Annotated in this window: 24 protein-coding genes and 1 tRNA gene; 15 read left to right on the top strand and 10 right to left on the bottom strand. The window is 63.4% G+C overall.

The window, feature by feature from the left end; all coding sequences use genetic code 11:
* Window positions 1-275: 275 nt before the first annotated feature.
* From AC3A6I_RS20915 to AC3A6I_RS20875, 9 genes are all read right to left on the bottom strand, one after another.
* Window positions 276-1,289 carry a zinc-binding alcohol dehydrogenase family protein gene (locus AC3A6I_RS20915; RefSeq protein ID WP_487545821.1) on the bottom strand — a complete coding sequence of 338 codons (1,014 nt, stop codon included), beginning with the start codon at window positions 1,287-1,289 and terminating at the stop codon, window positions 276-278.
* On the bottom strand, window positions 1,289-2,128 hold the full coding sequence (locus tag AC3A6I_RS20910; protein WP_487545815.1) for an amidohydrolase family protein: 840 nt from the start codon (window positions 2,126-2,128) through the stop codon (window positions 1,289-1,291). Before AC3A6I_RS20910 ends, AC3A6I_RS20915 begins: the two co-directional genes overlap by 1 nt.
* Window positions 2,129-2,130: 2 nt before the next feature.
* A complete protein-coding gene (locus AC3A6I_RS20905) occupies window positions 2,131-3,018 on the bottom strand; it encodes a carbohydrate ABC transporter permease (protein ID WP_487545814.1) in 888 nt (295 codons plus the stop codon).
* Window positions 3,015-3,923 (bottom strand): carbohydrate ABC transporter permease, encoded by a 909-nt coding sequence (locus AC3A6I_RS20900; protein WP_487545813.1) that lies wholly within the window; start codon window positions 3,921-3,923, stop codon window positions 3,015-3,017. The genes AC3A6I_RS20905 and AC3A6I_RS20900 overlap by 4 nt, the downstream gene beginning before the upstream one ends.
* A gap of 5 nt (window positions 3,924-3,928) precedes the next feature.
* The gene (locus AC3A6I_RS20895; protein ID WP_487545812.1) at window positions 3,929-4,261 is read right to left on the bottom strand and encodes a hypothetical protein; all 333 of its coding nucleotides are present in this window, start codon (window positions 4,259-4,261) and stop codon (window positions 3,929-3,931) included.
* Between the two features lie 8 nt (window positions 4,262-4,269).
* Window positions 4,270-5,193 carry a DUF6772 family protein gene (locus AC3A6I_RS20890; protein WP_487545811.1) on the bottom strand — a complete coding sequence of 308 codons (924 nt, stop codon included), beginning with the start codon at window positions 5,191-5,193 and terminating at the stop codon, window positions 4,270-4,272.
* Between the two features lie 67 nt (window positions 5,194-5,260).
* Window positions 5,261-6,637, bottom strand: a complete 1,377-nt coding sequence (locus tag AC3A6I_RS20885) for an ABC transporter substrate-binding protein (protein ID WP_487545810.1) — start codon at window positions 6,635-6,637, stop codon at window positions 5,261-5,263.
* 37 nt (window positions 6,638-6,674) lie between these two features.
* Window positions 6,675-7,424 (bottom strand): GntR family transcriptional regulator, encoded by a 750-nt coding sequence (locus AC3A6I_RS20880; RefSeq protein WP_487545809.1) that lies wholly within the window; start codon window positions 7,422-7,424, stop codon window positions 6,675-6,677.
* A gap of 495 nt (window positions 7,425-7,919) precedes the next feature.
* Window positions 7,920-9,314, bottom strand: a complete 1,395-nt coding sequence (locus tag AC3A6I_RS20875) for an aminotransferase-like domain-containing protein (RefSeq protein ID WP_487545808.1) — start codon at window positions 9,312-9,314, stop codon at window positions 7,920-7,922.
* A gap of 245 nt (window positions 9,315-9,559) precedes the next feature.
* Here AC3A6I_RS20875 and AC3A6I_RS20870 point away from each other — a divergent pair, with 245 nt between their 5' ends.
* The 8 genes from AC3A6I_RS20870 to AC3A6I_RS20835 are packed head-to-tail and all read left to right on the top strand — an operon-like array spanning window position 9,560 to window position 16,965.
* A complete protein-coding gene (locus AC3A6I_RS20870; RefSeq protein WP_487545807.1) occupies window positions 9,560-9,973 on the top strand; it encodes a Rieske (2Fe-2S) protein in 414 nt (137 codons plus the stop codon).
* A 2-nt stretch (window positions 9,974-9,975) separates the two neighbouring features.
* Complete coding sequence (locus AC3A6I_RS20865) at window positions 9,976-10,911, top strand: carbohydrate ABC transporter permease (RefSeq protein ID WP_487545806.1); 936 nt, start codon at window positions 9,976-9,978, stop codon at window positions 10,909-10,911.
* The gene (locus AC3A6I_RS20860) at window positions 10,908-11,768 is read left to right on the top strand and encodes a carbohydrate ABC transporter permease (protein WP_487545805.1); all 861 of its coding nucleotides are present in this window, start codon (window positions 10,908-10,910) and stop codon (window positions 11,766-11,768) included. Before AC3A6I_RS20865 ends, AC3A6I_RS20860 begins: the two co-directional genes overlap by 4 nt.
* A 47-nt stretch (window positions 11,769-11,815) precedes the next feature.
* Complete coding sequence (locus AC3A6I_RS20855) at window positions 11,816-13,135, top strand: ABC transporter substrate-binding protein (protein ID WP_487545804.1); 1,320 nt, start codon at window positions 11,816-11,818, stop codon at window positions 13,133-13,135.
* A 13-nt stretch (window positions 13,136-13,148) separates the two neighbouring features.
* On the top strand, window positions 13,149-14,222 hold the full coding sequence (locus tag AC3A6I_RS20850; RefSeq protein ID WP_487545803.1) for an amidohydrolase family protein: 1,074 nt from the start codon (window positions 13,149-13,151) through the stop codon (window positions 14,220-14,222).
* Entirely contained in the window at window positions 14,219-15,319 is a 1,101-nt protein-coding gene (locus AC3A6I_RS20845) for an amidohydrolase family protein (RefSeq protein WP_487545802.1), read from the top strand. The genes AC3A6I_RS20850 and AC3A6I_RS20845 overlap by 4 nt, the downstream gene beginning before the upstream one ends.
* Window positions 15,320-15,360: 41 nt before the next feature.
* Window positions 15,361-15,696, top strand: coding sequence for a non-heme iron oxygenase ferredoxin subunit (locus AC3A6I_RS20840; RefSeq protein ID WP_487545801.1), 336 nt, complete (start codon window positions 15,361-15,363; stop codon window positions 15,694-15,696).
* 9 nt (window positions 15,697-15,705) lie between these two features.
* Window positions 15,706-16,965: an NAD(P)/FAD-dependent oxidoreductase gene (locus AC3A6I_RS20835; RefSeq protein WP_487545800.1), complete on the top strand. Its 1,260-nt coding sequence runs from the start codon at window positions 15,706-15,708 to the stop codon at window positions 16,963-16,965.
* A 378-nt stretch (window positions 16,966-17,343) separates the two neighbouring features.
* Here the strand turns inward: AC3A6I_RS20835 and AC3A6I_RS20830 are convergent.
* Window positions 17,344-17,433, bottom strand: a tRNA-Ser gene (locus AC3A6I_RS20830).
* 112 nt (window positions 17,434-17,545) lie between these two features.
* Between AC3A6I_RS20830 and AC3A6I_RS20825 the strand changes: the two genes are divergently transcribed.
* From AC3A6I_RS20825 to AC3A6I_RS20795, 7 genes are all read left to right on the top strand, one after another.
* Window positions 17,546-18,004, top strand: coding sequence for a gamma-glutamylcyclotransferase family protein (locus AC3A6I_RS20825; RefSeq protein WP_487545799.1), 459 nt, complete (start codon window positions 17,546-17,548; stop codon window positions 18,002-18,004).
* An 11-nt stretch (window positions 18,005-18,015) separates the two neighbouring features.
* Entirely contained in the window at window positions 18,016-18,759 is a 744-nt protein-coding gene (locus AC3A6I_RS20820; protein WP_487545798.1) for an MBL fold metallo-hydrolase, read from the top strand.
* Window positions 18,760-19,140: 381 nt separating this feature from the next.
* A complete protein-coding gene (locus AC3A6I_RS20815) occupies window positions 19,141-19,932 on the top strand; it encodes a 50S ribosomal protein L21 (RefSeq protein WP_487545797.1) in 792 nt (263 codons plus the stop codon).
* A gap of 12 nt (window positions 19,933-19,944) precedes the next feature.
* Entirely contained in the window at window positions 19,945-20,214 is a 270-nt protein-coding gene (gene rpmA, locus AC3A6I_RS20810; protein WP_487545796.1) for a 50S ribosomal protein L27, read from the top strand.
* Between the two features lie 138 nt (window positions 20,215-20,352).
* Window positions 20,353-21,021 (top strand): Type 1 glutamine amidotransferase-like domain-containing protein, encoded by a 669-nt coding sequence (locus AC3A6I_RS20805; RefSeq protein ID WP_487545795.1) that lies wholly within the window; start codon window positions 20,353-20,355, stop codon window positions 21,019-21,021.
* Complete coding sequence (locus AC3A6I_RS20800; protein ID WP_487545794.1) at window positions 21,021-21,659, top strand: GNAT family N-acetyltransferase; 639 nt, start codon at window positions 21,021-21,023, stop codon at window positions 21,657-21,659. The genes AC3A6I_RS20805 and AC3A6I_RS20800 overlap by 1 nt, the downstream gene beginning before the upstream one ends.
* Entirely contained in the window at window positions 21,650-22,189 is a 540-nt protein-coding gene (locus AC3A6I_RS20795; protein ID WP_487545793.1) for a GNAT family N-acetyltransferase, read from the top strand. Before AC3A6I_RS20800 ends, AC3A6I_RS20795 begins: the two co-directional genes overlap by 10 nt.
* Window positions 22,190-22,191: the final 2 nt, after the last annotated feature.

Raw genomic sequence — 22,191 nt, 5'->3', positions numbered from 1 at the left:
CCGCCCCGGCATCGGCCTCGAGCTCAACGAGGATGTCGCCAGGAAGTACCAGTATCCGGACACCTCCTGGTTCGAGTAGGGAGACCGCGCCTAAGGTGTTCGATGTCCTACACTCGGCCTTCTCGCGAGGCCGCTGACGACGACGGAGCATCCCTCTGCTGGGCTGCAGACCAGAAGTTTGGCGATACAAGCCCCGTAGTTCGATGAGGCTTCGGCCATGGCCGTCAGACGACCTGAGCTTTGCGGGTTCCACAGCAGAAGCGCAGGTAAGTGCGCTAGCTGATGGTGATCACGGCTTTGATCAACCCCGTCTTGTTCTGTGCCCAGTGGGGTAGATCGACGACCGTCCCCTTCAGGGACGTTCGATGCGTTATGATCCTATCTACCGGCACCTCTCCCGCGCGGACGGCAGCCGTGACGGTGGCGAAATCGGCCATTGTGGCGTTACGGCTCGCGTAAAGAGTTATCTCGCGACGATGAAAATCCGGGTCCGAAAAGCTGATCGGATCCTTGACCACGCTGACTAGCACCAGCCGTCCACCGTTCGCGACGAAATCGAAAGCCCGATGAATAGACGGCGTGGCGCCTGTTGCATCAAAGACCACGTCAAAGCCTTCGCCGGCGGTGGCGGTGGCTATTGCGGCGTCAGCATTGTCGTCAGCGATGATCGTTCCGTCCGCCATGGCTATCGAGGAGATGACCTCGAGCCGTCCAGCGTCGCGATCTAGTAGATGCACAGATGCGCCAGCCAACCTGGCGAAGATCGCCACACCGAGTCCGATCGGGCCGGCCCCGACTACCAGTGCCCTGTCGCCGGCCACAACGCCGCCGCGGCCAACCGCGTGAGCACCAATAGCGAGAAACTCGATGGTAGCGCATTGGTCCAACGTCAGCCCGCTTGCCGGCAGCAAGTTGCCTACCGGCAGTGAAAGATACTCCGTCATACCGCCGTCGCGGTGCACGCCAAGGACCGCGATCCTTGTGCAACAGTTTGGCTTGTCCTTGCGGCACGCTACGCAGCGGCCACAACTCAGGTACGGGTTGACGATGACCGCATCGCCTGCCGAAAATCCTGACCCGTCGGGCGCTTGCACGATTTCGGCAGCTAGCTCGTGCCCCATCACGCGCGGATACTGCAGAAAGGGATGTTTGCCTTCGAAGATGTGATAGTCCGTACCGCAGATGCCCACGCGACGTACTCGTACCACGGCCTCACCGGCTCCAACCATCGGCAGGTCGCGGGCCTCGAGGGCAAGTTCTCCGGGACTGCGACAAACAAGCGCCTGCATCATGAGGGTGACTTTCCTGTTGTAGGGTGGCGATAGATCCAGGCCGCGTTGGCGTAGAATTCATCGGGACGCAGACCAAAAATCGCTTCGCAGCTCATGAATATCCGCTTGGGGGAAGTCAGCATGGTCGTTACCGGCCAGTTGCTGGCTGAAACGATCCGGTTGCGACCGAACGCTGCGAGGATTTGGTCAGCAAATGGCCGTAACTGATCCTGGGTTGGAGGGGGCAATCCCGGCAGCCAGAATGCGGAAACCTTGCAGGCGGCATTGGGCAAATCGCCGAGCCGGCGGATGCCATCAAGCCACTCGCGGGCGAACGGCCGGCCGACGTCCGGATTGGCGGCATGGTCGACAATCAGACGAAGGTCCGGATGCCGCTCGAGGAGCGGCGCAATGGCGCCGATCTGCGACGGGTTGACGAGCACCTGTACGACCGCATTGGCCTCCGCTAGACGGTCAAGCGCAGCGTCAATGCTCGGTCGAGCCATAAAAGCCGTGGCGTCTTCGAGAACGATCGGCAGGCGAATTCCGAGCCACCCCGGCTCGGTAGCCAGTCTGGCGACCTTGGCCGTGAACTCGGGATCGCTAACGTCGAGCCAACCGACGACGCCGGCAATGAGGTCGGGATATCGCCGTGCCACCTCGAGCAGGCCTGCCGGCTCACGCTCGCTTTGTGCCGCTGAGACGAGAACGATGCGCTCCACATCAGCCTCGGCGAATTGCGGCAGCAACTCAGTCAGGCCGAAATCTCGGTCAAGCTCCGGCACACGCTCGCGGATGCGCACGCGATTGCCGTCGCCCCGGCTCCAAAGGTGAACGTGAGTATCGAACCGTGCCACGCTTAGCCCTTGACCGCGCCCGACGACAGGCCGCTGACGATGAAGCGTTGGAAAATTAGCGCCAGCAGGAACGGCGGCAACGCAGTGATGACACCCGCCGCCATCACATAGTCGAACTGAATCGATGCTGTATCGACGAAGCTCGCCGCCACCACTGGTAGTGTACGGCTAGCAATGGTCTTGCCGAAAGTCACTGCAAACAGGAACTCGCTCCATGATCCCATGAAGGCGAGAATTCCGACGCACGTGAGCCCGGGCACAGAGATCGGCAGCAGCACGAGCCGGATGGTCTGCCAGCGGGAGGCGCCGTCGATCACCGCTGCCTCCTCCAGCTCCACCGGCATAGTCCGGAAATAGGACTGCAGGAGCCAAACCGAGAACGGCAGCGTGAGTGCGCAATAAACTGCGATCAGCGCTAGCGGCGTGTCGATCAACCCCAGCTGTCGCACGATGAGGAACATCGGCACCACCAGCATGATCGGCGGCACCATGCGGGTTCCCAGGTAAACCATCAGCAGCGGTAGCGAGAAGCTGAACCGCAGACGCGAGAACGTATAGGCAGCTGGTGTCGCGATCAGGATATTGGCGATAGCCACGCAGACCCCAACGATCAGAGAATTGGTTAGCGCCTGCCGGATCTCGAAGACCGCCGGTGCACGGCTGCGCGCCTCGGCAAGGAATTCCGGATCGCCCAGACCCAGGACAGCCATGTAGTTGTTAAAGGATAGCGTCGAGGGGATGAGCTTGGGCGGGATGGAGAGCATCTCCTGCTCGGTCATTAAGCTCGTCGCCACCATCCAGTAGAACGGTCCGAACAGAAACAGGAAGAACATCAGGCCGAAGAACATGAGCAGCAGCGTGCGCAAGCGCCGCATGAGGGGTGTGGTCATTTCGCCATCTCCCCGCGCTTCCAGAGCATGCGGATGTAGAAAACCGAGAGCGTCATCGTGACGAGCGCGATGATGTAGGCATAGGCATTGCCCTTGCCGAAATCGGTGAAGCTGAACGTCGTAACATAGGTTAGCCAGGCGATAACCGTGGTGGAGTCACCTGGCCCGCCACCGGTCAGGACATAGACGATGTCGAAGGTGCGCAGGGCCACCATCGTCTGGGTGATCAGTACGAGCAGGAGCGAATGGCTGAGCCAGGGAAAGGTGACATAAAAGAAGCGCTGGAACACGTTTGCGCCGTCGACCCTCGAGGCGTCGTAGAGTTCGCCGGGAATGGTCTGTAGAGCGGCCAGCATGACGATGGCGACGAAGGGTACGTGGTTCCATACTTGCGCAATGACCAGTGCCGGCAGCGCTGTCGCCGGCTGTGCCAGCCAAGCCTGGTACGTGTCGATGAACCCAAAACTGAGGAGAATGTGGTTGATAAGTCCGTTCTGTCCTTCGAACAGCCACTGCCAAACGAGACCATTGACCACCGGCGGAATGGCCCAGGGGATGAGAGCAATGGCGCGCAGCAACCCCCGCCCCGGCCACCTCTCGTTGAGCAGCAGGGCCAAGAGGGTGCCAAGCAGCACGGTGAGCCCGATCGAGCCGATTGAGAACATCAGCGTCGTTCGAGCCGCGCTCCAGAACTGGGGCGATCCGAAGATCTCAATGTAGTTGGCAAGCCCGATGAACTCGACCTGCCTTGGACGTCGCAGATTGTACTCATGCAGCGACAGCCAGAAGGAATAGACGATCGGATAAAAGACCAGCAGCAGGAGCAGCAGGATCGCCGGCGAATTGAGCACGAAGGCGAGGAACGGCTGCGGCTGGTCGTTGGTGCGCCAGCGGGCGGTAGCCATCGTCGTCAACCTTTAAGCGTAAGATAGACAATGGCGCGCACGCTTTCGGCTCCCTCGACGCGGAAGCGCAAGCGCTGCCAGGGCCCGACTTGCGTGAGCGGCAGGGTCGAAAGGCCGATGCACGTGTGGCTGGAGGAGGGCGCCTCGTGCGCACACCAGGTCAGTCCCTCGGGCGATGTCTCTGCTGCGTAGGTGATTTTCGCGCCGGAGGCGGCCTCGAGAACGTGGACGAACCAGCGTGCCTCATCGACCCAGGCGGTCTCATAGGGTTCGGTAGTAAAGCCGTCGCTGATGGCGATGTTGCGCTCGATGACAGCAGTGAAGGATCGGCGGAGCATGTCGGACCTCACCACTCGACGGAGACAAGGCAGGAGTCGAGGAACAGGAAGTTCCGGACGTCGCGATGAGTGTGAACATCGATGCAGAAATTCATCAGCCGCTCCAGCCCCCAGTAGCCGTGCGGATAGCGCGGCACCGGAATGGACCGCAGGTCCATGACCTTGTCGTTGACCTGCAGCTCTACGTTGGAGCCCGTTTCGGTGTTGAAGACGTAGCGCAGGTAGTGCCAGTTCACCTTGGTGGGGATCTCGTTGTAGCAGAGGTTCTGCTGCCCACCGGGGATGTCTTCCCAGTCGTCCGGATCGGCGACATGGTAGTCGGCAACTGCGGGATTGCCGGCAATTTCCATCTTAGTAGTGGTCTGCAGACTGGTCTTGTATTGCCACTTGCGCTGCAGCGCGCCGTGCCGATCGGTGTTCACATAGCGCAAAGCGCAGTGGTATCGCCGTCCGTACTCGGAGTCGCAGACATCGTTGCCGATACAGAAATCGCCGAAATCCATGACGCTCGGATCGATATTGCCATCGAACTTCTGGTGGCCTGGCCGCTCACCTATCCAGCTCTCCGATTTGAGCGTGAAGTAGGTCTCGAACTGCACCTTGCCGGGCTTCACATAAGTAAGCCGCTTGATAGCCAGCGCCATGTGGTTGGCCTTGGCGCGGGTAGCGATCTTCAGTGCGTAATTGCCATCCACAGTTCCGTGTGTACCGACATCCCAGAAGCTGAGATTGCTGAGCTGCGCGGGGCGCATATCGCCAACTATGGGACGGATCTTATCGGGGTCACCGTCATGGTTGCCGATCAGCTCGGTCCAGCCGTTCACCCCCTCATCGAAGTCGTCAAAAAAGAGGATGCGAGGCAGCGGATTGTAACGTGAAAGGCGCGGGTCGGCCGCGACCAATGCCTTGCGCATTGAATCGGTGTCGGTCATCGAAGAAGGGCTCCGGGAGAGAGTGCTGGGGGCGGCGCTGCCGCTCCCAGTAAGATGTTGAATGGGATCAGCCGACCGAGAGCTGACGGGCGAGGTCGGCAGAGGCAGTAATCGCCGCATCGACTGAAGTCGACTTGAGCAGTGCATCCTGGATGTGGGTCATGAAGCCCTGCTCCCATTCGGGATACCAAGCCGCCTTGATGCCGCGCTTGGGTCGCGACATCGTCGACAGCTTCACCCAGTCGGCGGAGTCGTTGACGGTGATGGTCTGGATCAGCGCTTGCAACTCGGCCGAGTCATAAACCTGCGGGAATGGACAGCGGCCGCCCTGATCAAGCGCGCGCATCTCTGTCAGAGTCCATTTGTCATCGGCGCCCGGACCGGCATAGGCGTAGAGCGCCCTCCAGGCCGCATCCTTGTTCTGCGTGGCGGCGGCGAGACCGGCGCCATGGCAGTAACCGACCGTCCCGATATCGTTGCCGTTGAGCCCCGGCACCAGCGCCATCTTGATCTTGCCGGTCACGGCAGAGTCCGGCTTGGCGTTAAACTCGGTGAGCGCATACTGCGCCATGTAGCCTGATTTGATCTGATTGGACCGAATGCCCGTGCGCGCCGCGCCCCAGTCGCGCTGCAGATCTTCGAGGCTGACGATCTTCCAGTCGTTGTAGGCCGCCACGAACCATTCAAGGATCGGCTTGAATGGGCTGTCGGCCTTGTCGAACAGCGGCTGGCCTGCTTCGTCGAACATGTCTCCACCCGAGGCGTAAAGCGTCGACCACAGGCTCCAGAACTGACCCGGCTGCTTTTTCAGCCCCAAGCTAAGCGGATAGGGATCGACGCCGGCGGCTTTGATTGCCTCCATCTGCGAGCGGAGTTCGTCGAGCGTAGCACCGGGCTTCTCGAACCCTGCGGCGGCAAAGGCCTCGGTATTGTAGGCGAAGCCAAATGCGTCAGCGAAGACGGGCAGCGCATAGAGCTTGCCGTCAGGTCCGCGGCTGGCCTCGACATTGCCGGGCGAGGCGGCGGCAATGATATTTTCGACATTCTCCATGTCGTCTAGCGGCGCCAGCCATTCGCTTTCTGCCCAGCTCGCTAGCTCCGTTTCCGGCACTTGGATAACGTCCAGCGGGGTGCCGCCTATGAATTCGGCAATCAGTCGATCGCGATACCGGGCAAAGGGGGCACTGGACCACTCGATCGACAGATCTGGATTCTGGTCAAGGAACAGGTTGAGCCCTGGAACGTCGCTGGCCGGATAGCGCTCCCAGGCGCGGAAGTTGAGCAGCGTCCCGCCGGCACGCTTGAGCGAAGCCGGATCCGCCGTGTCCTGGGCGAAGGCCTTGCCGGCCGGCAGGGCCATGCCCGCGGCCAGAGCCGCTGCTCCTTGCAGCAGCGCCCGTCGGTTGATGCGGAATGGCCGCGACAAATGATCGTGGTGGTTCATTTTCAGTCCTCCCCTGAAAACGACCCCTTACTGGGGCCTAGTTGTGAAAGCTGGTGGAGTGCCGCCCGCCTGGTGGGCCGGTGATTTCCCCCGGCAGCTCGAAGAATTCAGGCCTCTTGGCCAGCAGCAGGTCGTAGCGCGGCAGCACCTTCTCGATATGGCGATGCATCTCCAACTCCGCGGCCATCACATCCTGGGCCGCGATGGCGGCCACTATCGCGCGGTGCTCCTCGATGATGGGCGCCAGCGGATATGGACCGGCATGATCGAGGTGAGCGAGCCGCACGCGATTGAGATGGTTGCGCGCACTCTCCAGCACCGACTCCATGCCGGTGAGGTCCGAGATTTCCACGAGTTGCCGATGGAACGCGGTGTTGAGATCGAAGAAGTCCTCGCGCTGGGATGACGCCAGCACCGCTTCTTGCTCGGTGATCGCTCCCTTCAATCGCATCAGATCGCGTTCGCTGCGAAGGCGGCAGGCCTCAGTGGCGACGACCTTCTCAAGCGCGAGGCGTGTGAAATAGGCCGAGCGGATCGCCTGCAGGTTGAGTGGCGCGACGAATGTGCCGCGTTGCGGCAAAATGAAGATCAGCCCCTGCCTCTCAAGACGCTGTAGCGCTTCGCGGATTGGCGTGCGACTCACTGACATCTGCGCCGACAGCGCATTCTCGCTGATCCGCTGTCCCGGCAGCATCTGCAACCCGACAATGGCTCTGTGCAGCAGGGCATATACCTGCTCGCCGGCCGGGGCCTCACTTAGCGCAGAAGGGGATTTGATAGTGTCCATGGCGGGACCTATACACACAAGTGTACTTGTATACAAGATGGGATTTGAAGCCACTGAAGGTGGGCATTAGGGCCAGACTGACCGCTTATCGGTTCTCGCCGTGCGAGTCGCATCCCGTTTCATCAAAGGCGCAGTCCGACGCTGCCGCGGGTGCAGCGGCACGTGCGTCGTCTGTCGGATGAATGCGCACAGGTCTACACCGATCAAGGGATAAAGCCCTTCCTGAGAGATGGAAGATGCAACGCCGAGTTCGAGCTGATCCACCGGAGCTGGGGTGTGATGAAGCTTGGGCAGAGCAGGCGCTTTCGCTAAGCAACCGCGCGTAAGACGCCAGCTGCTGGTTCTGGCCCGAAGCGGTCGTTGTCAGTGGATCATCCAAGGATCCGTGTCGGCCGGACTCAAAGTAGCAGGTGCCTCTTCCCATGCTGGACTGCACGATGAATGACGGGGAACGTGGTGGAGGCGGTAGAATTGAGGGGGTCTTCGCGGAGGTACCTATCCGGCAGCCAGAATGCCGGCGAGCGATACCAATTCCTGTTCTCGCTCCTCCGTCCAGGGATTGGAAAGGTTCAGCGCGATGAAGTTTCCAAACGCACGCGTCACCGAGAAAAGTGGGCCGGGGCTGAATGAGGTGCCACGCTCTCGTGCCAGACGCTCTGATGCGACGGAATCGAAGTTCTTGGGTCCACGTATCCAGCACATGTAACCGCCGGCCGGGCGGGAGACGGTGCAGTTGTCAGGAAAGTGCTGAAAGATCAGCGCGAGGCCTTTCCGGGTTCGCACCCCGACTGTCTCACGAAGCCGCCGCAGGTGGCGTTCGTAGGATCGGCCGGAAAGGAACGTAGCCAAGGCCTTCTGCCGCGCCCATTCCCCTGCAAGTCGGGGTTCCCGCAACTCGACTTTCCAGTGGTCGCGGCGGGGCAGGGATATCCATCCAAGGCCGAAGCGCGGGCCGAGTGAATCGATGACCCCCCCGACCCGCACCACCGTGTTTCGCCTGTCGAACTGACTGAGGTCGTACGGAACAGCGCCATAAGCCAGTTCCTGCCCGGAGAGATTCTCGATGATTGGAACACGATGCTTCGAGGCAGTCTCCGCTATTCGCCGGGCTACCTCAAGCGGATAGGAGATGCCGGTCGGCGCGTGGTTGCAGGGAGAAACGATGCAGGCCGCGATGTCGTTGTGCTCCATCAGGTACTGGAACTGCTCCGGATCGACCCCGAACCGCGGGTGCGAGTAGATTTCGACCGGCGTGATGTTTCTTGATAGTACCGACGACACGATTGCGGTATCGGTCGGCGTCTCGACCAGTATCTTCGCACCCTCGGGCACGAGGAGGTCGAGGCAAACGCCGACGGAAGACTGAAGGCTTGAGGTAACGAGGATATCCCGCGCCCGCGCGTTGGAGGCCGTCGTGGCGCTGCGCCGGACGATCGCCTCGCGGAGCACGTCTAGGCCCTGCCAGCTGGCCATCTCGAGCTTGGCGTTCTCCCAGCGCAAGTTGGCGACCATGAGCCGGTAGAGCTCATCGTATGGTGCCAGATCGTCGCTGATGAAGGCGCTACCCAGCCCTCCTCCTAGCAGCTGGTTGCGGTCGCGCGGCAGCGGAAAATCTGCCCCATGCGACGTCTCCTCGGCTGGCGGTCCATCGAGGGGATCGCCGAACTCCGGGAGCTGCCGCGACTGTTCGGCGATGTAGAAGCCGGACCGGGGGCGCGCCTCGATCAGGCCCTCGTCCTGCAGCAGGCCATAGGCCTGATGCACCGTAACCGGACTGAAGCCGAGCTTCACGCTCATCTCGCGCACGGAGAGCAGCCTGTCGCCGGGTTTCAGCACCCCCGCGACGATCCACTCGCGGACCTGTCCTGTGACGACTTCGTAGCGAAACATCTGTGCTACACCCGGCCTACCAACACAACAAATTATAACACATAATGCGCCCTAACGGTCGTCAAGTGGGCATTTGAGCGCAATAAGCACGCCCCTGGCCACCGCATGGCCGGCCGAAAACTGTACTAGTATATTTGATCGCAAGCTGTCTATTCCATAACAGAACGGCGCTTTCTATGGTCTCCTGACTTTGAGTAAGGGAGGGGCACCGGACGCGTCACCGCGGCCGGCCCGGCAAGCGCAGCATGGCCAAGAACGTGGTCGCCAGAACGTCGGACATCCAGCCGGGAGGCCGTATCACTGTCACCGTGAAGGGGCGGCCGATTGTGCTGTTCAACCTCGACGGAGAGTTTTACGGGCTGCTGAACCGCTGTCCGCACCAGAGCGCGGAGCTGTCGCGCGGCATCACGGCAGGCATGACTGTCTCCGACGGTCCCGGCCTGGCCGAGTGCATCCGTTCTGGCGAGTTCATCCGCTGCCCCTGGCACGGCTGGGAGTTTGACATTCGGACCGGCCAGTCCTGGTGTGCGCCGGACAGCGTCAAGATTCGGCAGTTCGACGTGAAGGTCGAGCCCGGCGCCACGCTGGTACAGGGGCCGTTCAAGGCAGAAACCATCCCCGTCTCGATCGACGGCGAATACGTCGTCGTGGAGGCTTGACGATGGCCTCCGAAGCAGCGGCAGCCCTTGACCTGCGCCCCGGCTCGGGCGGCGGCCGCCCGCGGGACGTGTCGGCCCTGGCCGACCGGTATTTCCACCTGCTGTCTGTGGTCCCCACCACGCTGATCATGCTGGTGATCTTCGGCGTGCCGCTGGCCTTCTCGTTCTTTCTCAGCCTGCAGGGCTGGACTCCTGAGCGGAGCCTGTTCGGCGGCGGATTCGTCGGGCTCGAGAACTACGAGATGCTGCTGACGGACGGGGCTTTCCTGTCCAGCTTATTCCTCACCATCGGCTACACGGCCGTCACGGTCGCCTGCGAGATGGTCATCGGGCTCGGTATCGCCAACCTGCTGAACAAGGACGTGCCCTTCATGAAGGGCGCCCGCTCCATCCTGATCATGCCCATGATGATGACCCCGATCGTCGCGGCCCTCTGCTGGCGCCTGCTGCTCGATCCGGAATACGGCTTCGTCAACTTCGTGCTGGGCCAGAAGATCGTCTGGATCGGCGATCCGTTCTGGGCGCCCATCTCGGTGGCCGTGGCCAATATTTGGCAGAACTCCCCCTATGTCGCGATCCTGCTCCTTGCCGGCATGCGGTCACTGCCCAGCGAGCCAGTCGAGGCGGCACAGATCGATGGCGCTAGCCGCTGGCAGATTTTCTGGCACGTGACGCTGCCGGCCCTGAAGCCAGCCATCCTCGTGGCCCTACTGTTGCGCACCATCTTCGAGTTCCGCGCCTTCGACAACGTCTACGTCATGACCGGTGGCGGGCCGGCCGGCGCCACCAACCTGCTGTCAATCTTTACCTATGGACTCACGTTCCTGCAGTTCGACTTCACGCTTGGCGCCGCCGCTTCCTGGGTGATGCTGGTCTGCTCGGTCGCGCTGTGCGTGCTCCCCATTCTCGTCTTCCGCTTCCTGGAGAAGGCCCGATGAGCACGGCCACGGCCAAGCCGCTAAGCAAGCGGACCCGCAAGGTCCTGGCTCACGCGGGTATCTACCTTGGGCTCATCCTCCTCGCGGTGGTGTTTCTATTTCCCATAGTCTGGATCCTCGGCGTCTCGTTCAAGACGCGCCTTCAGATACTCACCTCGCCGCCGCTCTTTTTCTGGGAGCCGACGCTTGCGAACTACGAGCAGGTGCTGCGGACTTCCAACTTCCTGCCGGCGCTCTGGAACAGCCTCGTCACCGCGCTCGGCGCCGTGCTGCTCTCGCTTGCCGTGGGCACGCCCACCGCCTATGCGATGGCTCGCATCAAGTTCCGCGGCCGGACCTCGATCTATTACGCCCTGCTGATGATGCGCATGCTGCCGCCGATCGCCGTGCTGATCCCGATGTTCATGCTGTTCGACGTGGTCGGGCTCAAGAGCACCAGCTTCAGCGTCATGCTGGCCTACTCGACCTTCAGCCTGCCGCTGGTGGTGTGGGTGATGCGAAGCTTCTTCGAGGATCTGCCGGTCGAGATCGAGGAAGCCGCCACCATCGACGGCGCCAGCCGCTGGGCCGCCTTCGTCCGCATCGTGCTGCCACTGTCGCGGCCGGGCATGGTGGCGATCGGCATCCTGTGCCTGCTCACCGCCTGGAACGATTTCCTGTTCGCCGCCGTGCTCACCAACAACTCCACGCAGACACTGCCGGTGCTGTTGGCCAGCTATTCGACCGCCGATGACGGCGTCGAATGGGGGCGCCTCGGGGCGGCCGGCATGCTCGTCGTCGCCCCGGTGCTGCTGATTTCGATGGTGGCTCAGCGCCATCTGATCTCCGGACTGTCGTCCGGCGCCATGAAAGGCTGAGAAGGGAAGAGAGAATGTCCAAGTTCAACCCAGGGGGGAGGTCCCTAGTGTTCCGTCCATCACGCCGTAGTTTCCTCAAGGGCACTGCCATTGCCGGCCTCGGCGCCGCTGCCACCTCGCTGCTCGGCATGCCGGCGATTGCCCAGAGCAAGCCCGCCAAGATTGTGGTCACCGGCCTGCAGATCAGCTGGCGCCGTACTTTCGAGGAAGAGATCGGCCCCGCCTTTGAGCAGCAGCACGGGATCCCCGTCGAGTTCGAGTGGCTGCCCCAGGATGCGCTTGCCGCCCGCCTCAAGACGCAGGCCGGTTCCGCCGGCGGCGGCATCGACGTTGCCTGGATCAACACCGGCAATGCCAACACCATGTCCGGCATGATGACCGATTTCGGTGCGCTTATGCAGCAGCACGGCACCCCCGACGATTTCGACCTTGACGACGTGCTGCCGGCCGCCATGTCCGGCTACAATATCGGCGGGCGCCAGATCGGCATGCCGTTCCGCTACACGACCTACCTGATGCACTACCAGCCGGAAGTGCTGGAGCAGGCGGGCATCACTGCCGCCCCCTCGACCTTCGCCGAGTACCGCAACGCCGGCCTCGCTGTGACGGAGAAGTTCGGGCCCGACCGCTTCGGCATCGGTGTCTACGGCCGCGAGTCGGAAGCCATGGTGCGCGGCTGGCACTGCTTCCTGCTGTCCTCGGGTGGCAACTACTACAACCCGGAAACCTGGGAGATCCTGATCAACCAGAAGGCCGCGGTCGACTCCCTGCAGTTCTATGGCGACCTCATCGCTAAGGACAAGGTCGTGCCGCCCGAGTCCGCCACTTGGGAGTGGGACGGCCTCACTTCCGGCGCCCAGGCCGACCGCTTCGCCATGACCGTCACCATCGGGCCCTACGGCACTGCGATGAACGATCCGACCGTGTCCAAGACCGGCGGCAAGTGGGCGTGGTCCCGTGTTCCGGGTGCGACCGATCCCAACCAGAGCGCGGCGCCGAACGGTGGCTGGGCCATGGCGATTCCCGAAAGCTCGCCGAACAAGGAGTGGGCGTATCAGTTCATCATCATGGCTACCACCAAGGCGGCGATGAAGAATACCACCAAGGACGGCAACGCTCCGCCGCGCTTCTCGGTGCTGAACGACGCCGAGGTGGTCGAACGCTACGGCTGGGCCCCAGCGTTCTCCGAGCAGGCCAAGACCGCCGTCGACTTCCCGGTGCCGTCCGACCCGATCTTCACCACCGTTGACCAGCAGATCCGCCCGCATATGTCGCGGGTGCTCCTCGGGCAGGCCAGCGCCCAGGAAGCGATGGATGCCGCGGCAGCGGAGTGGAAGCGGACGCTGACCCGCGCCAACCTAATCTAGAAGGTAGCACCAGATGACCATTGCTGCGCCCGATGCGGCGATCGACTGCGACATCCATCCCGGCATTCCGGGGATGGCGGCCCTGCTGCCGTTCATGAGCGAGTACTGGCAGGAACAGTTCGTCAACCGTGCCATCGACGGCATGGAAATGGCGAGCTACCCGCCGAACGCGCCCATTACCTGCAGACCGGACTGGCGGCAGGCTGGACAGCGGCCGGCTTCCAGCCTTGAAACGGTGCAGAAGCAGGCGCTCGACGGCCTCGGGCTCAGCATGGCCATCTGCAATCCCCTCTATGGCGGCCAGGTCGCCATGAGCGACCACATGGGCGGCGCCATCTGTTCGGCCGTGAACGACTGGGTCCGCACCGAATGGCTCGACAAGGAGCCGAGGCTGCGCTCCTCCGTCGTTATCGCCGCCCAGAACCCCGTGGCGGCGGCCGAGGAAATCGAGCGCTGCGCCGCCGACAAGCGATTTGTCCAGGTGCTGATGCTCGTTTCCAACGAGCTGACGCTGGGGCGGAGCTACTACTGGCCCATCTACGAGGCGGCGCAGCGCCACGGCCTACCGATCGGCATCCATGCGGGTAGCATGTACCGCTACCCGACGACCCCGACCGGCTGGCCAACCCACTTGGCGCAGGAATATGCGAGCGCCCCGCAGATGTTCTCGGCACAGGTTCAGAGCCTGCTGTCGGAAGGCGTGTTCGGCAAGTTCCCCGACCTCACCTTCGTTCTGATCGAATCCGGCGTGGGTTGGGTGGTGCCCTACATGTGGCGCTCCACCAAGACCTGGCGCGGCGTCCGCGGCGAGGTGCCTTGGATGCACCGGTCGGCAATCGACGAACTGCGCGACCGGGTGCGACTGACGATCCAGCCATTCGACGGGCCGGATGCCGGTCCTGACCTCGAGCGTTTCGTCGAGCAGTTGGGGAGCGACGAGATGCTGCTGTTCTCCTCCGACTATCCGCATTGGCAGTTCGACGGCAGCGACCCGATGCCCGCGGGCATCGAAGCTGGCCTCGCCCGCAAGATCAAGCGGGACAATCCCCTGCGCACCTACAAGCGCCTGCAGGAGCAAGTGGCATGACGACCGACACCCTGGATCGGCCGGCCGAGGTTTCGGCCATTGGTACCGGCATCATCGACTCCGATATCCACCCCTCGCCGAGCCGTGGCGGAGAGACGTTGAAGCCATACATATCGAGCCGCTGGCGCGACCACATGGACCAGTACGGCGATCCCCATAACGGTCCGTACTCCAGCGTCTACGGCTACCCGCGCTATATGCCGGCGACCGCCCGCCGCGATGCCTGGCCCGACGATGGCACCCTGCCGGGCTCTGACTTGAAGCTCATGCGGGAACAGCATCTCGACCGCAACAACGTGGCTCTCGGTATCCTCGAGCCGCTTGGCTTCGGCAACTCGGCGCGCAATGTCGAGTACGGCGCCGCCCTCGTTGCTGCCGTCAACGAATGGCAGATCGATGCCTTCGTCGACCCCGAACCCCGGCTGCGGGCCTCGATCGTCGTCGCGCAGGAGGACACCGTCGCCTCTGTCGCCGAGATCCGGCGTCGCGCCGCCGACCGGCGTTACGCGCAGGTAGAGCTGGTGTCGCTGACTGCGGAGCCGCTGGGCCGGCGACGCTACTGGCCGATCTTCGAGGAGGCCGCTGCCTACGGCCTGCCGATCGGCATCCATGTCGGCGGCCCCACCGGCGCACGCACCGCCGGTGGCTGGCCATCGTATTACAACGAGGAGCACCTGTCGCTGGTGGCCTCGATGCAGACCCAGATGATGAGCCTCGTGCTCGAAGGCGTCTGCGAGCACTTCCCAGGCCTTAAGTTCATCCTCATCGAAGGTGGGGTCGCCTGGTCGATCTCGCTCAAGAAACGCCTTGACCGGCTTTGTCGGACCCTGGGTTCGGAGCTGCCGCACGTGAAGCGACCGCCGTCCGAGTACATCGAGGAGCACTTCTATTTCTCCACCCAGCCGGTGGAGGAGCCGGAAGAGCCCGCGCACCTCGTCAACATCTTCGAGCAGGTCGGCTGGGACCGCATCCTTTACGCCAGCGACTACCCGCACTGGGACTATGACGACCCCAAATACGCCTTCAAGGCAGAGATGCCTGAGGACCAGATGGCCAAGGTGATGCGCACAAACGCGCTGAACCTGTATCGCCTCTGACGGACTTAGGTCGGAATTCGAAGAGCACGGGAGTGCCAGCATTGAGTGAAGTCATGGGTTGGGTGCGGGTAGCCGGCGTCGACGATATCCCCGAGGGCGAGATGCTCGGGGTGACCGCCGAAGGACAGAAGCTCGCCCTCTACCACCTGGAGGACGGTCGCATCTTCGCGACGGCGAACGTCTGCACCCACGAATACGCGCTGTTGTCCGATGGCTGGCTCGAGGGGTGCGAGGTCGAGTGCCCGCTCCACTCGGGACGGTTCGACGTGACGAGTGGCGAGGCTCTCTGCGAGCCGCTCAAGAAGGACATCAAGACCTTCAAGGTGGAGCTGCGTGACGGAGATGTCTTCGTGGCCCTGCCCGAGGGGACGGCGTAGGAAATCGAGATGGCAATCAACGTCGTCGTCGGCGCAGGACAGGCCGGCGCGCACGCTGCAATAGCAATGCGTCGCGCGGGTTTTGGCGGGCGCATCGTGCTTGTCGGCGACGAGGGCGCCCTGCCGTACGAGCGCCCGCCGTTGTCGAAAGGGTTCATTGCCTCGGAGGACGAGGTCCCTCTTGTCCACTTCTTCGAGCCGGCGACCTTCGCCGCCGAGTCGGTAGAGGTAATCACCGGCGTCCGGGTCGAGGAGATCGACCTCGAGGCCGGGCGGCTGAAGCTTAGCTACGGCGGTGGCATTCCGTTCGACAGGCTCGTGTTGGCAACCGGCAGCCGGCCGAGGCAGCTGGCGGTACCCGGCGGTGAGTATGCGCTCACCCTGCGCTCGTACGCCGACGCGATACGTCTTCGGGCGCGTCTCTTGCCTGACCAGAGCGTCGTGTGCATCGGTGCCGGCGTCATCGGGCTCGAGATTGCCTCTTCAGCAAAGGCGCGCGGATGCTCGGTGACCGTGGTCGACGTGGAAGCGAGTGCCATGTCACGTTCCCTCGACCCCGGGCTCGCGTCCCTGGTTCGGCAGCTGCACGAGCAGCGTGGCGTGCAGTTCGCCTTCTCTTCATCCGTCGCGGCCATCGGACCGAAGACTGTGACGCTGACCGACGGCCGGGTGCTGCCTGCCGACCTCGTTGTGGCGGGCGTGGGGATAGTCCGGAACATCGAGCTCGCTGCACAATCCGGTCTCGCGACCCGCAGAGGCATCCTTGTGGATGGATCGGGCCGAACTTCCCACGCGCAGGTGATGGCGGCGGGCGAGGTCGCGGAGTTCCACTCGAGCCGCTTCGACGCTCACCTGGTGCTGGAGAGCTGGCGGCACGCCCAGGACCACGGTGCGATGGTCGGGCGCATCGCTGCTGGCGCGCAGGAAGAGTATGAGCCGGTGCCATGGTTCTGGAGCGACCAGCACGGCGTCAACCTGCAGTTCGCGGGCGACACGAGGGGCGCCGGCCAAGTGCAGGCTGTGGACAGGGGTGATCGACGCTCGGACAGCTTTGCGACCTTCTTCACCGACGCCGATTGCCGGGTTGTCGGGGCCGTAGGTTTCAATGCTCCAAAGGAAGTATCGGGCGCCGTCCGCATGATACGCTCCGGTCTCAGCTTTCGCGGCGATCAGCTCTCTGACCGTTCCATTTCCCTGCAGCGTCTGGTTGCCCAGGCCACGAAGGAAACCGTGCTTCCAGGTACAAGTGCTGCGACTGCAGTGAGCTGAAACGGGATGTGGTCGAGGTGATCCTTCGCCTTCGCGCCGTTGAAAGTCCGCGAGCATGCTGTGCAGCGCGAATTCGCGTGGCGGTCGTCGCTGCCGGGGCTCCCTTTCGCGTCGTCCCAGACCTCGTCTGGGCTTTGGTCTTGGAGTAGCGCAGGTCCGCTGCCATGCCGCTCGAACGGCGCTTCCGATGAAGTTGGAGGTTTAGGTCATCAACTTTGCGCGGCCTAATTTCCGCTATTGGGGCAACGCGGACTTTCAACCGCCTGCCACTAAGTCGCGCAGCAAACCGATGGTGGAATGAAGCGCCCCAATGCCAAGTACCAAACTCACCATTAGGGAATTCGGAGAGCGACAATGCTGGCAATATCAATGAGATAGTGGCGGAGAGGGAGGGATTCGAACCCCCGGTGGAGTTGCCCCCACGCCGCATTTCGAGTGCGGTGCATTCGACCACTCTGCCACCTCTCCGCGAGGTCGACGTCCTGGGCCGCGCGTCAGCACGACTGGTCGAGACGGGCGGGCTTATGGCATAGGCTCTGTCCCTCTGCAACCGTCAAGGTGAACGAACCATGAGCGAGAAATGAACGGCCTTCCGCTCTTCGTCTATGGCACGCTGCGCGACCCCGATCTGCTGGCCGGCGTGCTGAACCGTCCGCTGCGGCCGGCGCACCTCTATCCAGCCCGTGCACCGGGCTTTCGCGCGGTGCATTATCCGGGCCGCTTCTACCCGGCTTTGATCCGGGTGCTGGGCGCCGCGGCCGAGGGATTGCTGCTCACCGATCTCAGCCCGTTCGAGCGCGACCTGCTCGATGCCTTCGAGGGCGAGGAGTACCGGCGGCAACCCATCGCCACCATGCTGGCCGACGAGCCGGAGTTGCACGAGGCCGACGCCTACCTGCCGGTCATTGCCGTGCCAGCGGACGCTCACGACTGGTCACTTTCGCGTTGGCAGGCGGAACACAAGCCCAAGGTCCTCGTTGCCGAGGCGGCGAGTGCCGCCGATATCCGCACGCGGCTCATCGCCGTTCGTCCTCATTAGGGAGAGTTACCTTGCAGCGTCGCACCATACTCGCCGGGCTTGCCGCCCTGCCGCTCGTTACAGCCATTCGCCCCGCCTTTGCCCAGGATGCCGCCGAAATGATCGCCACCTCCGCCGGCGATGTCGGCATCCACCCCGTCATGCATGCGAGCCTCGCGCTCAGCTTCGGCGACGAGGTGTTCTACCTCGATCCGGCCGAGAACAGTTTTGAGGGCCTGCCGGCGCCGACCGCCATCTTCATTACCCATGCGCATGGCGACCACTATAATGCCGACAACCTGGTGAAGCTCGCCGGCGAGAACGTGCCGATCTATGCCAACGAGGATGTGGCCGGCCAGGTGCCCGAGGCGCTGAAGGCCCGCACTACCGGCCTTGCCAATGGCGCCAGCGCCACGGTGAACGGCATCACCGTCGATGCGATCCCGGCCTACAACATCACCGAGGACAGGAAACAGTATCACCCGCAGGGCGTCGGCAACGGCTACGTCTTCACCTTCGGTGACAAGAAGATCTACGTCGCCGGCGACACCGAGGACACGCCCGAGATGCGCGCGCTGACCGGGATCGCCGCGGCCTTCCTGCCGATGAACCTGCCCTACACGATGGATGTCGATCACGCCGCCGACGCGGTGAAGGCGTTCAAGCCGGGGATCGTCTATCCCTACCATTATGCCGACAGCGATACCGCGGGCTTTGCCGAGCTGGTCGGCGATGCCGCCGAGGTGCGGATGATCGGCTTCTATCCGGCCGCTTAGGCTGGCCCAGACACGCGGTCACCGGGCGTAAGCCGGGGCCCATCCTGAGATGATCAGTTCTCGTCGTGAACGAGGAAAGATCTCAGGATGGATCCCGGCCTGCGCCGGGATGACACCGTGGGTTTGGATGGGGCTGTTCCGACAGGTACATTCATCGTCCGCGCTACCCGCTCAAGCTTGACTCCGGGTCACCCAACCGTCATAAGGCCGCTCGACTTGCGTGCCGGGATTCCCGGTGCGCATTTTTGGTTTGTTCAACCGCTGTCCGAGGCCGCCGCCGACACCTCTATCGTCGGCCGACTTCCGAAAGCCGCAGGATCAGGCATCGCCTGCGGCGCCACAGGGCGCGAAACAATGGAGGCCGGGTTTCCCGGCACGCGCATGACGTTTGCAGTGATCAAGACCGGCGGCAAGCAATACAAGGTTGCCGCCAATGACGTGGTGAAGATCGAAAAGATCGCGGGCGAGCCCGGCGACGTCGTCACCTTCGACCAGGTTCTCCTGGTCGGCGAAGGCGACAATGTCACCATCGGTGCTCCCCTGGTCGATGGCGCGCTCGTCGCCGGCCAGTTCATCGCCACCGAGAAAGAGCGTACGGTCATCATCCTGAAGAAGGAGCGCCGCCAGCACTACGATCGCCGCAACGGCCATCGCCAGCGCCTGTCGACGGTCCGCATCACCGAGATTCTGACCGGCGGCAAGAAGCCGACCACCAAGGTCGACGAGATCGCCAAGGCCCGCCACGAGAAGCGCATTGCCGCTCTCGCCGCGACCGGCACCGCTGCGGTGACCGAGGCTGCTCCGAAGGTTGCCGCCAAGCCGGCCGCCGCAAAGAAGCCGGCCGCCAAGAAGCCCGCCGCCGATAAGGCAGCGGCTCCGGCCGGCTTTGCCGATGACCTGAAGCTGATCGGCGGCGTCGGCGCGGCGCTCGAAAAGAAGCTCGTTGCAGCCGGCGTCACCAGCCTGACGCAGGTGGCAGCCTGGAGCGAGGCCGATGTTGCCCGCTTCGACGAAGAACTGGATTTCAAGGGCCGCATCGCCCGTGAAGAGTGGGTTGCGCAGGCCCAGGACCTGGTTGCCGGCAAGCCGCCGCGCGCCAAGGCCGACCAGGAAGCTGCCGCAGCCAAGAAGCCTGCCGCCAAGAAGGCGGCCAAGGCTGACGACAAGGAATAAGGAGACCTACCGATGGCACATAAGAAAGCAGGCGGTTCGTCCCGCAACGGTCGTGACTCGGCTGGTCGTCGTCTCGGCGTCAAGAAGTTCGGCGGCGAAGCCGTGATCCCGGGCAACATCATCATCCGTCAACGCGGTACCCAGTGGCATCCGGGTTCCGGCGTCGGCATGGGTATCGATCACACGATCTACGCTACCGTTCCCGGCACCGTGACCTTCAAAGCCCGCGCCAACAAGCGCACCTACGTGTCGGTAACCCCGGCAGCAGAAGCAGCAGAATAACCCGGTGAGGCCTAGCAACCCCTGCCGGAGACCAGCTCCCCGGCAAGGCGACTAGGCAGTCAGCCGTGCGACGAAAAGCGAAGGGGAGCCGGGAATCCGGTTCCCCTTTTGCCTTTTTCGTCGTGAGGGCGGCTGAAAATGAGACTGTATCTGAGCTCCTACCGGATCGGCGACCGCGCCGGTTCCTTACTCGCACTGCTTGGCAACGGCCGCCGCGCCGCCATCATCGAGAACGCGCTCGATGGCATCTCCGCCAGCGCGCGCGAGCTCTACCGCACCGAAGTCTACGACCCGGTGATGGAACTGGCCTCGCTCGGCATCGCCGGCACGCCACTCGACCTGCGTCACTATTTCGGCCGGCCCGACGCGCTCGCCGACGCACTCTCGGCCTATGACCTGGTCTGGGTCATGGGCGGCAACAGCTTCGTGCTGCGCCGTGCCATGAAGCAGTCGGGATTCGATGACGTCATCACCGCCATGCTGGAAGAGGATGCGATCGTCTATGGCGGCTTTTCGGCGGGGGCGGTTATCGCTGCGCCCAGCCTCGAGGGCATCCACCTGATGGACGATCCCGACGAGGTGCCGCCCGGCTACGATCCCGAACCGGTCTGGGACGGGCTCGGCCTCATCGATCACGCCATCGTCCCGCACTATCGCTCCCCGCACACCGAGAGCGCCGCCGCCGACCGCGCCGTGCGCCACCTGATGGGCCGCGGGCTGCGCTATCGCGCGCTGCGCGACGGCGAGGTGATCGTGTGGACCGAGGACCGGCGGCTCGCCGCTGCGCCCGAGCTGAGGATAGCGTGATGAGCGAGATCGACGACGAGAGCTTACCCCGGCGGCGGACCCGGCTCGCGGGCCCCGCCGCCCAAGCCAAGGAACTGGCGGAAGCGACGGCCCGGCTTGCTGCCCGCCGCCAGCGCGACGCCCTGCCGCATCGCATCGAGACACCGAGGCTGGTGTTGCGCGCGCCCATCCGTGGCGATGTGCCCGAGCTCGTAAAGCTGGCCGACAACCGCAAGATCTTCGAGGTGCTGGCGCGGCTGCCGCATCCCTACACACGGGCCGATGCGATCGGGTTCATCGAGATCATCGCCCAGCGCCCCGACGAGCGCCCCTATGCGATCACGCTCGATGACAGCTTCATCGGCATCGTCGGCTTCACCTTCCGCGAAGGCGCGCCGCCCGAACTCGGCTACTGGCTGGGCGAACCGTACTGGGGCCAGGGCATCATGAGCGAGGCGGTAAAGGCCCTGCTCGAGGCGACCTTTGCCACAAAACTCTTCCCGCGCATCAAATCGCGGGCCTTGGCGAGCAACGCCGCTTCGCTCAATGTGCTGGAGAAGGCCGGCTTCATCCGCACCCACGAAGCCCTCGACACCCTCGGCAACGCCGCCGGCAAGCCCACGATCTACCTCATGCTGGAGCAGCCCAAATGGCGATAGTGATCGAGACTCCACGGCTGCTCCTCCGGCGTCCCGAGATCTCGGACGCCGAGGGCATTGCGGCTGGAATCGGTGACTTTGAGGTGGTCCGCTGGCTGCCGCGTGTGCCGCATCCCTATTCCATCGCCGACGCAATCAGCTGGCTGGAGACCGTTCCTGCCCGGCCGACGGTTGCGCACGCGAACTTTGCCATCACGCTGAAGGGTGTCGAAGGTTATGTCGGAACGATGGGGATCGTCGAACGGCTCGGCTACTGGCTCGCCCGCCCGTTCTGGGGGCGCGGCATCGCTACCGAGGCTGCACGGGCCATCGTCGAGTGGTACTTTGCCGGTGGCGGAGCGGAGCCGTTGCGCAGTGGCATTCTGAGCGGCAACGTTGCCTCGCTCAGGGTGCAGGAGAAACTCGGCTTCGTCGTCAGCGGATCTGGCACCGTTCCGAGCCTGGCGCTCGCGCGAGACATTGAACTCATCGAGACCGTGTTGACGCATGATCGTTTCGTAGCAGCATGCCGCAACCTGGAAGGCGCGTAGCG

This window comes from Devosia sp. Soil_C_22 (genome assembly GCF_057657195.1).
This window is presented reverse-complemented; position numbering and strand designations above follow the sequence as displayed.

Coding starts and splice junctions, on each gene's coding strand:
- AC3A6I_RS20795 (WP_487545793.1), top strand. CDS start 21,650: ATGGCGATAGTGATCGAGACTCCACGGCTGCTCCTCCGGCGTCCCGAG.
- AC3A6I_RS20800 (WP_487545794.1), top strand. CDS start 21,021: ATGAGCGAGATCGACGACGAGAGCTTACCCCGGCGGCGGACCCGGCTC.
- AC3A6I_RS20890 (WP_487545811.1), bottom strand. CDS start 5,193: ATGACCGACACCGATTCAATGCGCAAGGCATTGGTCGCGGCCGACCCG.
- AC3A6I_RS20815 (WP_487545797.1), top strand. CDS start 19,141: ATGACGTTTGCAGTGATCAAGACCGGCGGCAAGCAATACAAGGTTGCC.
- AC3A6I_RS20850 (WP_487545803.1), top strand. CDS start 13,149: ATGACCATTGCTGCGCCCGATGCGGCGATCGACTGCGACATCCATCCC.
- AC3A6I_RS20860 (WP_487545805.1), top strand. CDS start 10,908: ATGAGCACGGCCACGGCCAAGCCGCTAAGCAAGCGGACCCGCAAGGTC.
- AC3A6I_RS20845 (WP_487545802.1), top strand. CDS start 14,219: ATGACGACCGACACCCTGGATCGGCCGGCCGAGGTTTCGGCCATTGGT.
- AC3A6I_RS20885 (WP_487545810.1), bottom strand. CDS start 6,637: ATGAACCACCACGATCATTTGTCGCGGCCATTCCGCATCAACCGACGG.
- AC3A6I_RS20835 (WP_487545800.1), top strand. CDS start 15,706: ATGGCAATCAACGTCGTCGTCGGCGCAGGACAGGCCGGCGCGCACGCT.
- AC3A6I_RS20900 (WP_487545813.1), bottom strand. CDS start 3,923: ATGGCTACCGCCCGCTGGCGCACCAACGACCAGCCGCAGCCGTTCCTC.
- AC3A6I_RS20895 (WP_487545812.1), bottom strand. CDS start 4,261: ATGCTCCGCCGATCCTTCACTGCTGTCATCGAGCGCAACATCGCCATC.
- AC3A6I_RS20880 (WP_487545809.1), bottom strand. CDS start 7,424: ATGGACACTATCAAATCCCCTTCTGCGCTAAGTGAGGCCCCGGCCGGC.
- AC3A6I_RS20870 (WP_487545807.1), top strand. CDS start 9,560: ATGGCCAAGAACGTGGTCGCCAGAACGTCGGACATCCAGCCGGGAGGC.
- rpmA (WP_487545796.1), top strand. CDS start 19,945: ATGGCACATAAGAAAGCAGGCGGTTCGTCCCGCAACGGTCGTGACTCG.
- AC3A6I_RS20905 (WP_487545814.1), bottom strand. CDS start 3,018: ATGACCACACCCCTCATGCGGCGCTTGCGCACGCTGCTGCTCATGTTC.
- AC3A6I_RS20805 (WP_487545795.1), top strand. CDS start 20,353: ATGAGACTGTATCTGAGCTCCTACCGGATCGGCGACCGCGCCGGTTCC.
- AC3A6I_RS20825 (WP_487545799.1), top strand. CDS start 17,546: ATGAACGGCCTTCCGCTCTTCGTCTATGGCACGCTGCGCGACCCCGAT.
- AC3A6I_RS20915 (WP_487545821.1), bottom strand. CDS start 1,289: ATGCAGGCGCTTGTTTGTCGCAGTCCCGGAGAACTTGCCCTCGAGGCC.
- AC3A6I_RS20875 (WP_487545808.1), bottom strand. CDS start 9,314: ATGTTTCGCTACGAAGTCGTCACAGGACAGGTCCGCGAGTGGATCGTC.
- AC3A6I_RS20865 (WP_487545806.1), top strand. CDS start 9,976: ATGGCCTCCGAAGCAGCGGCAGCCCTTGACCTGCGCCCCGGCTCGGGC.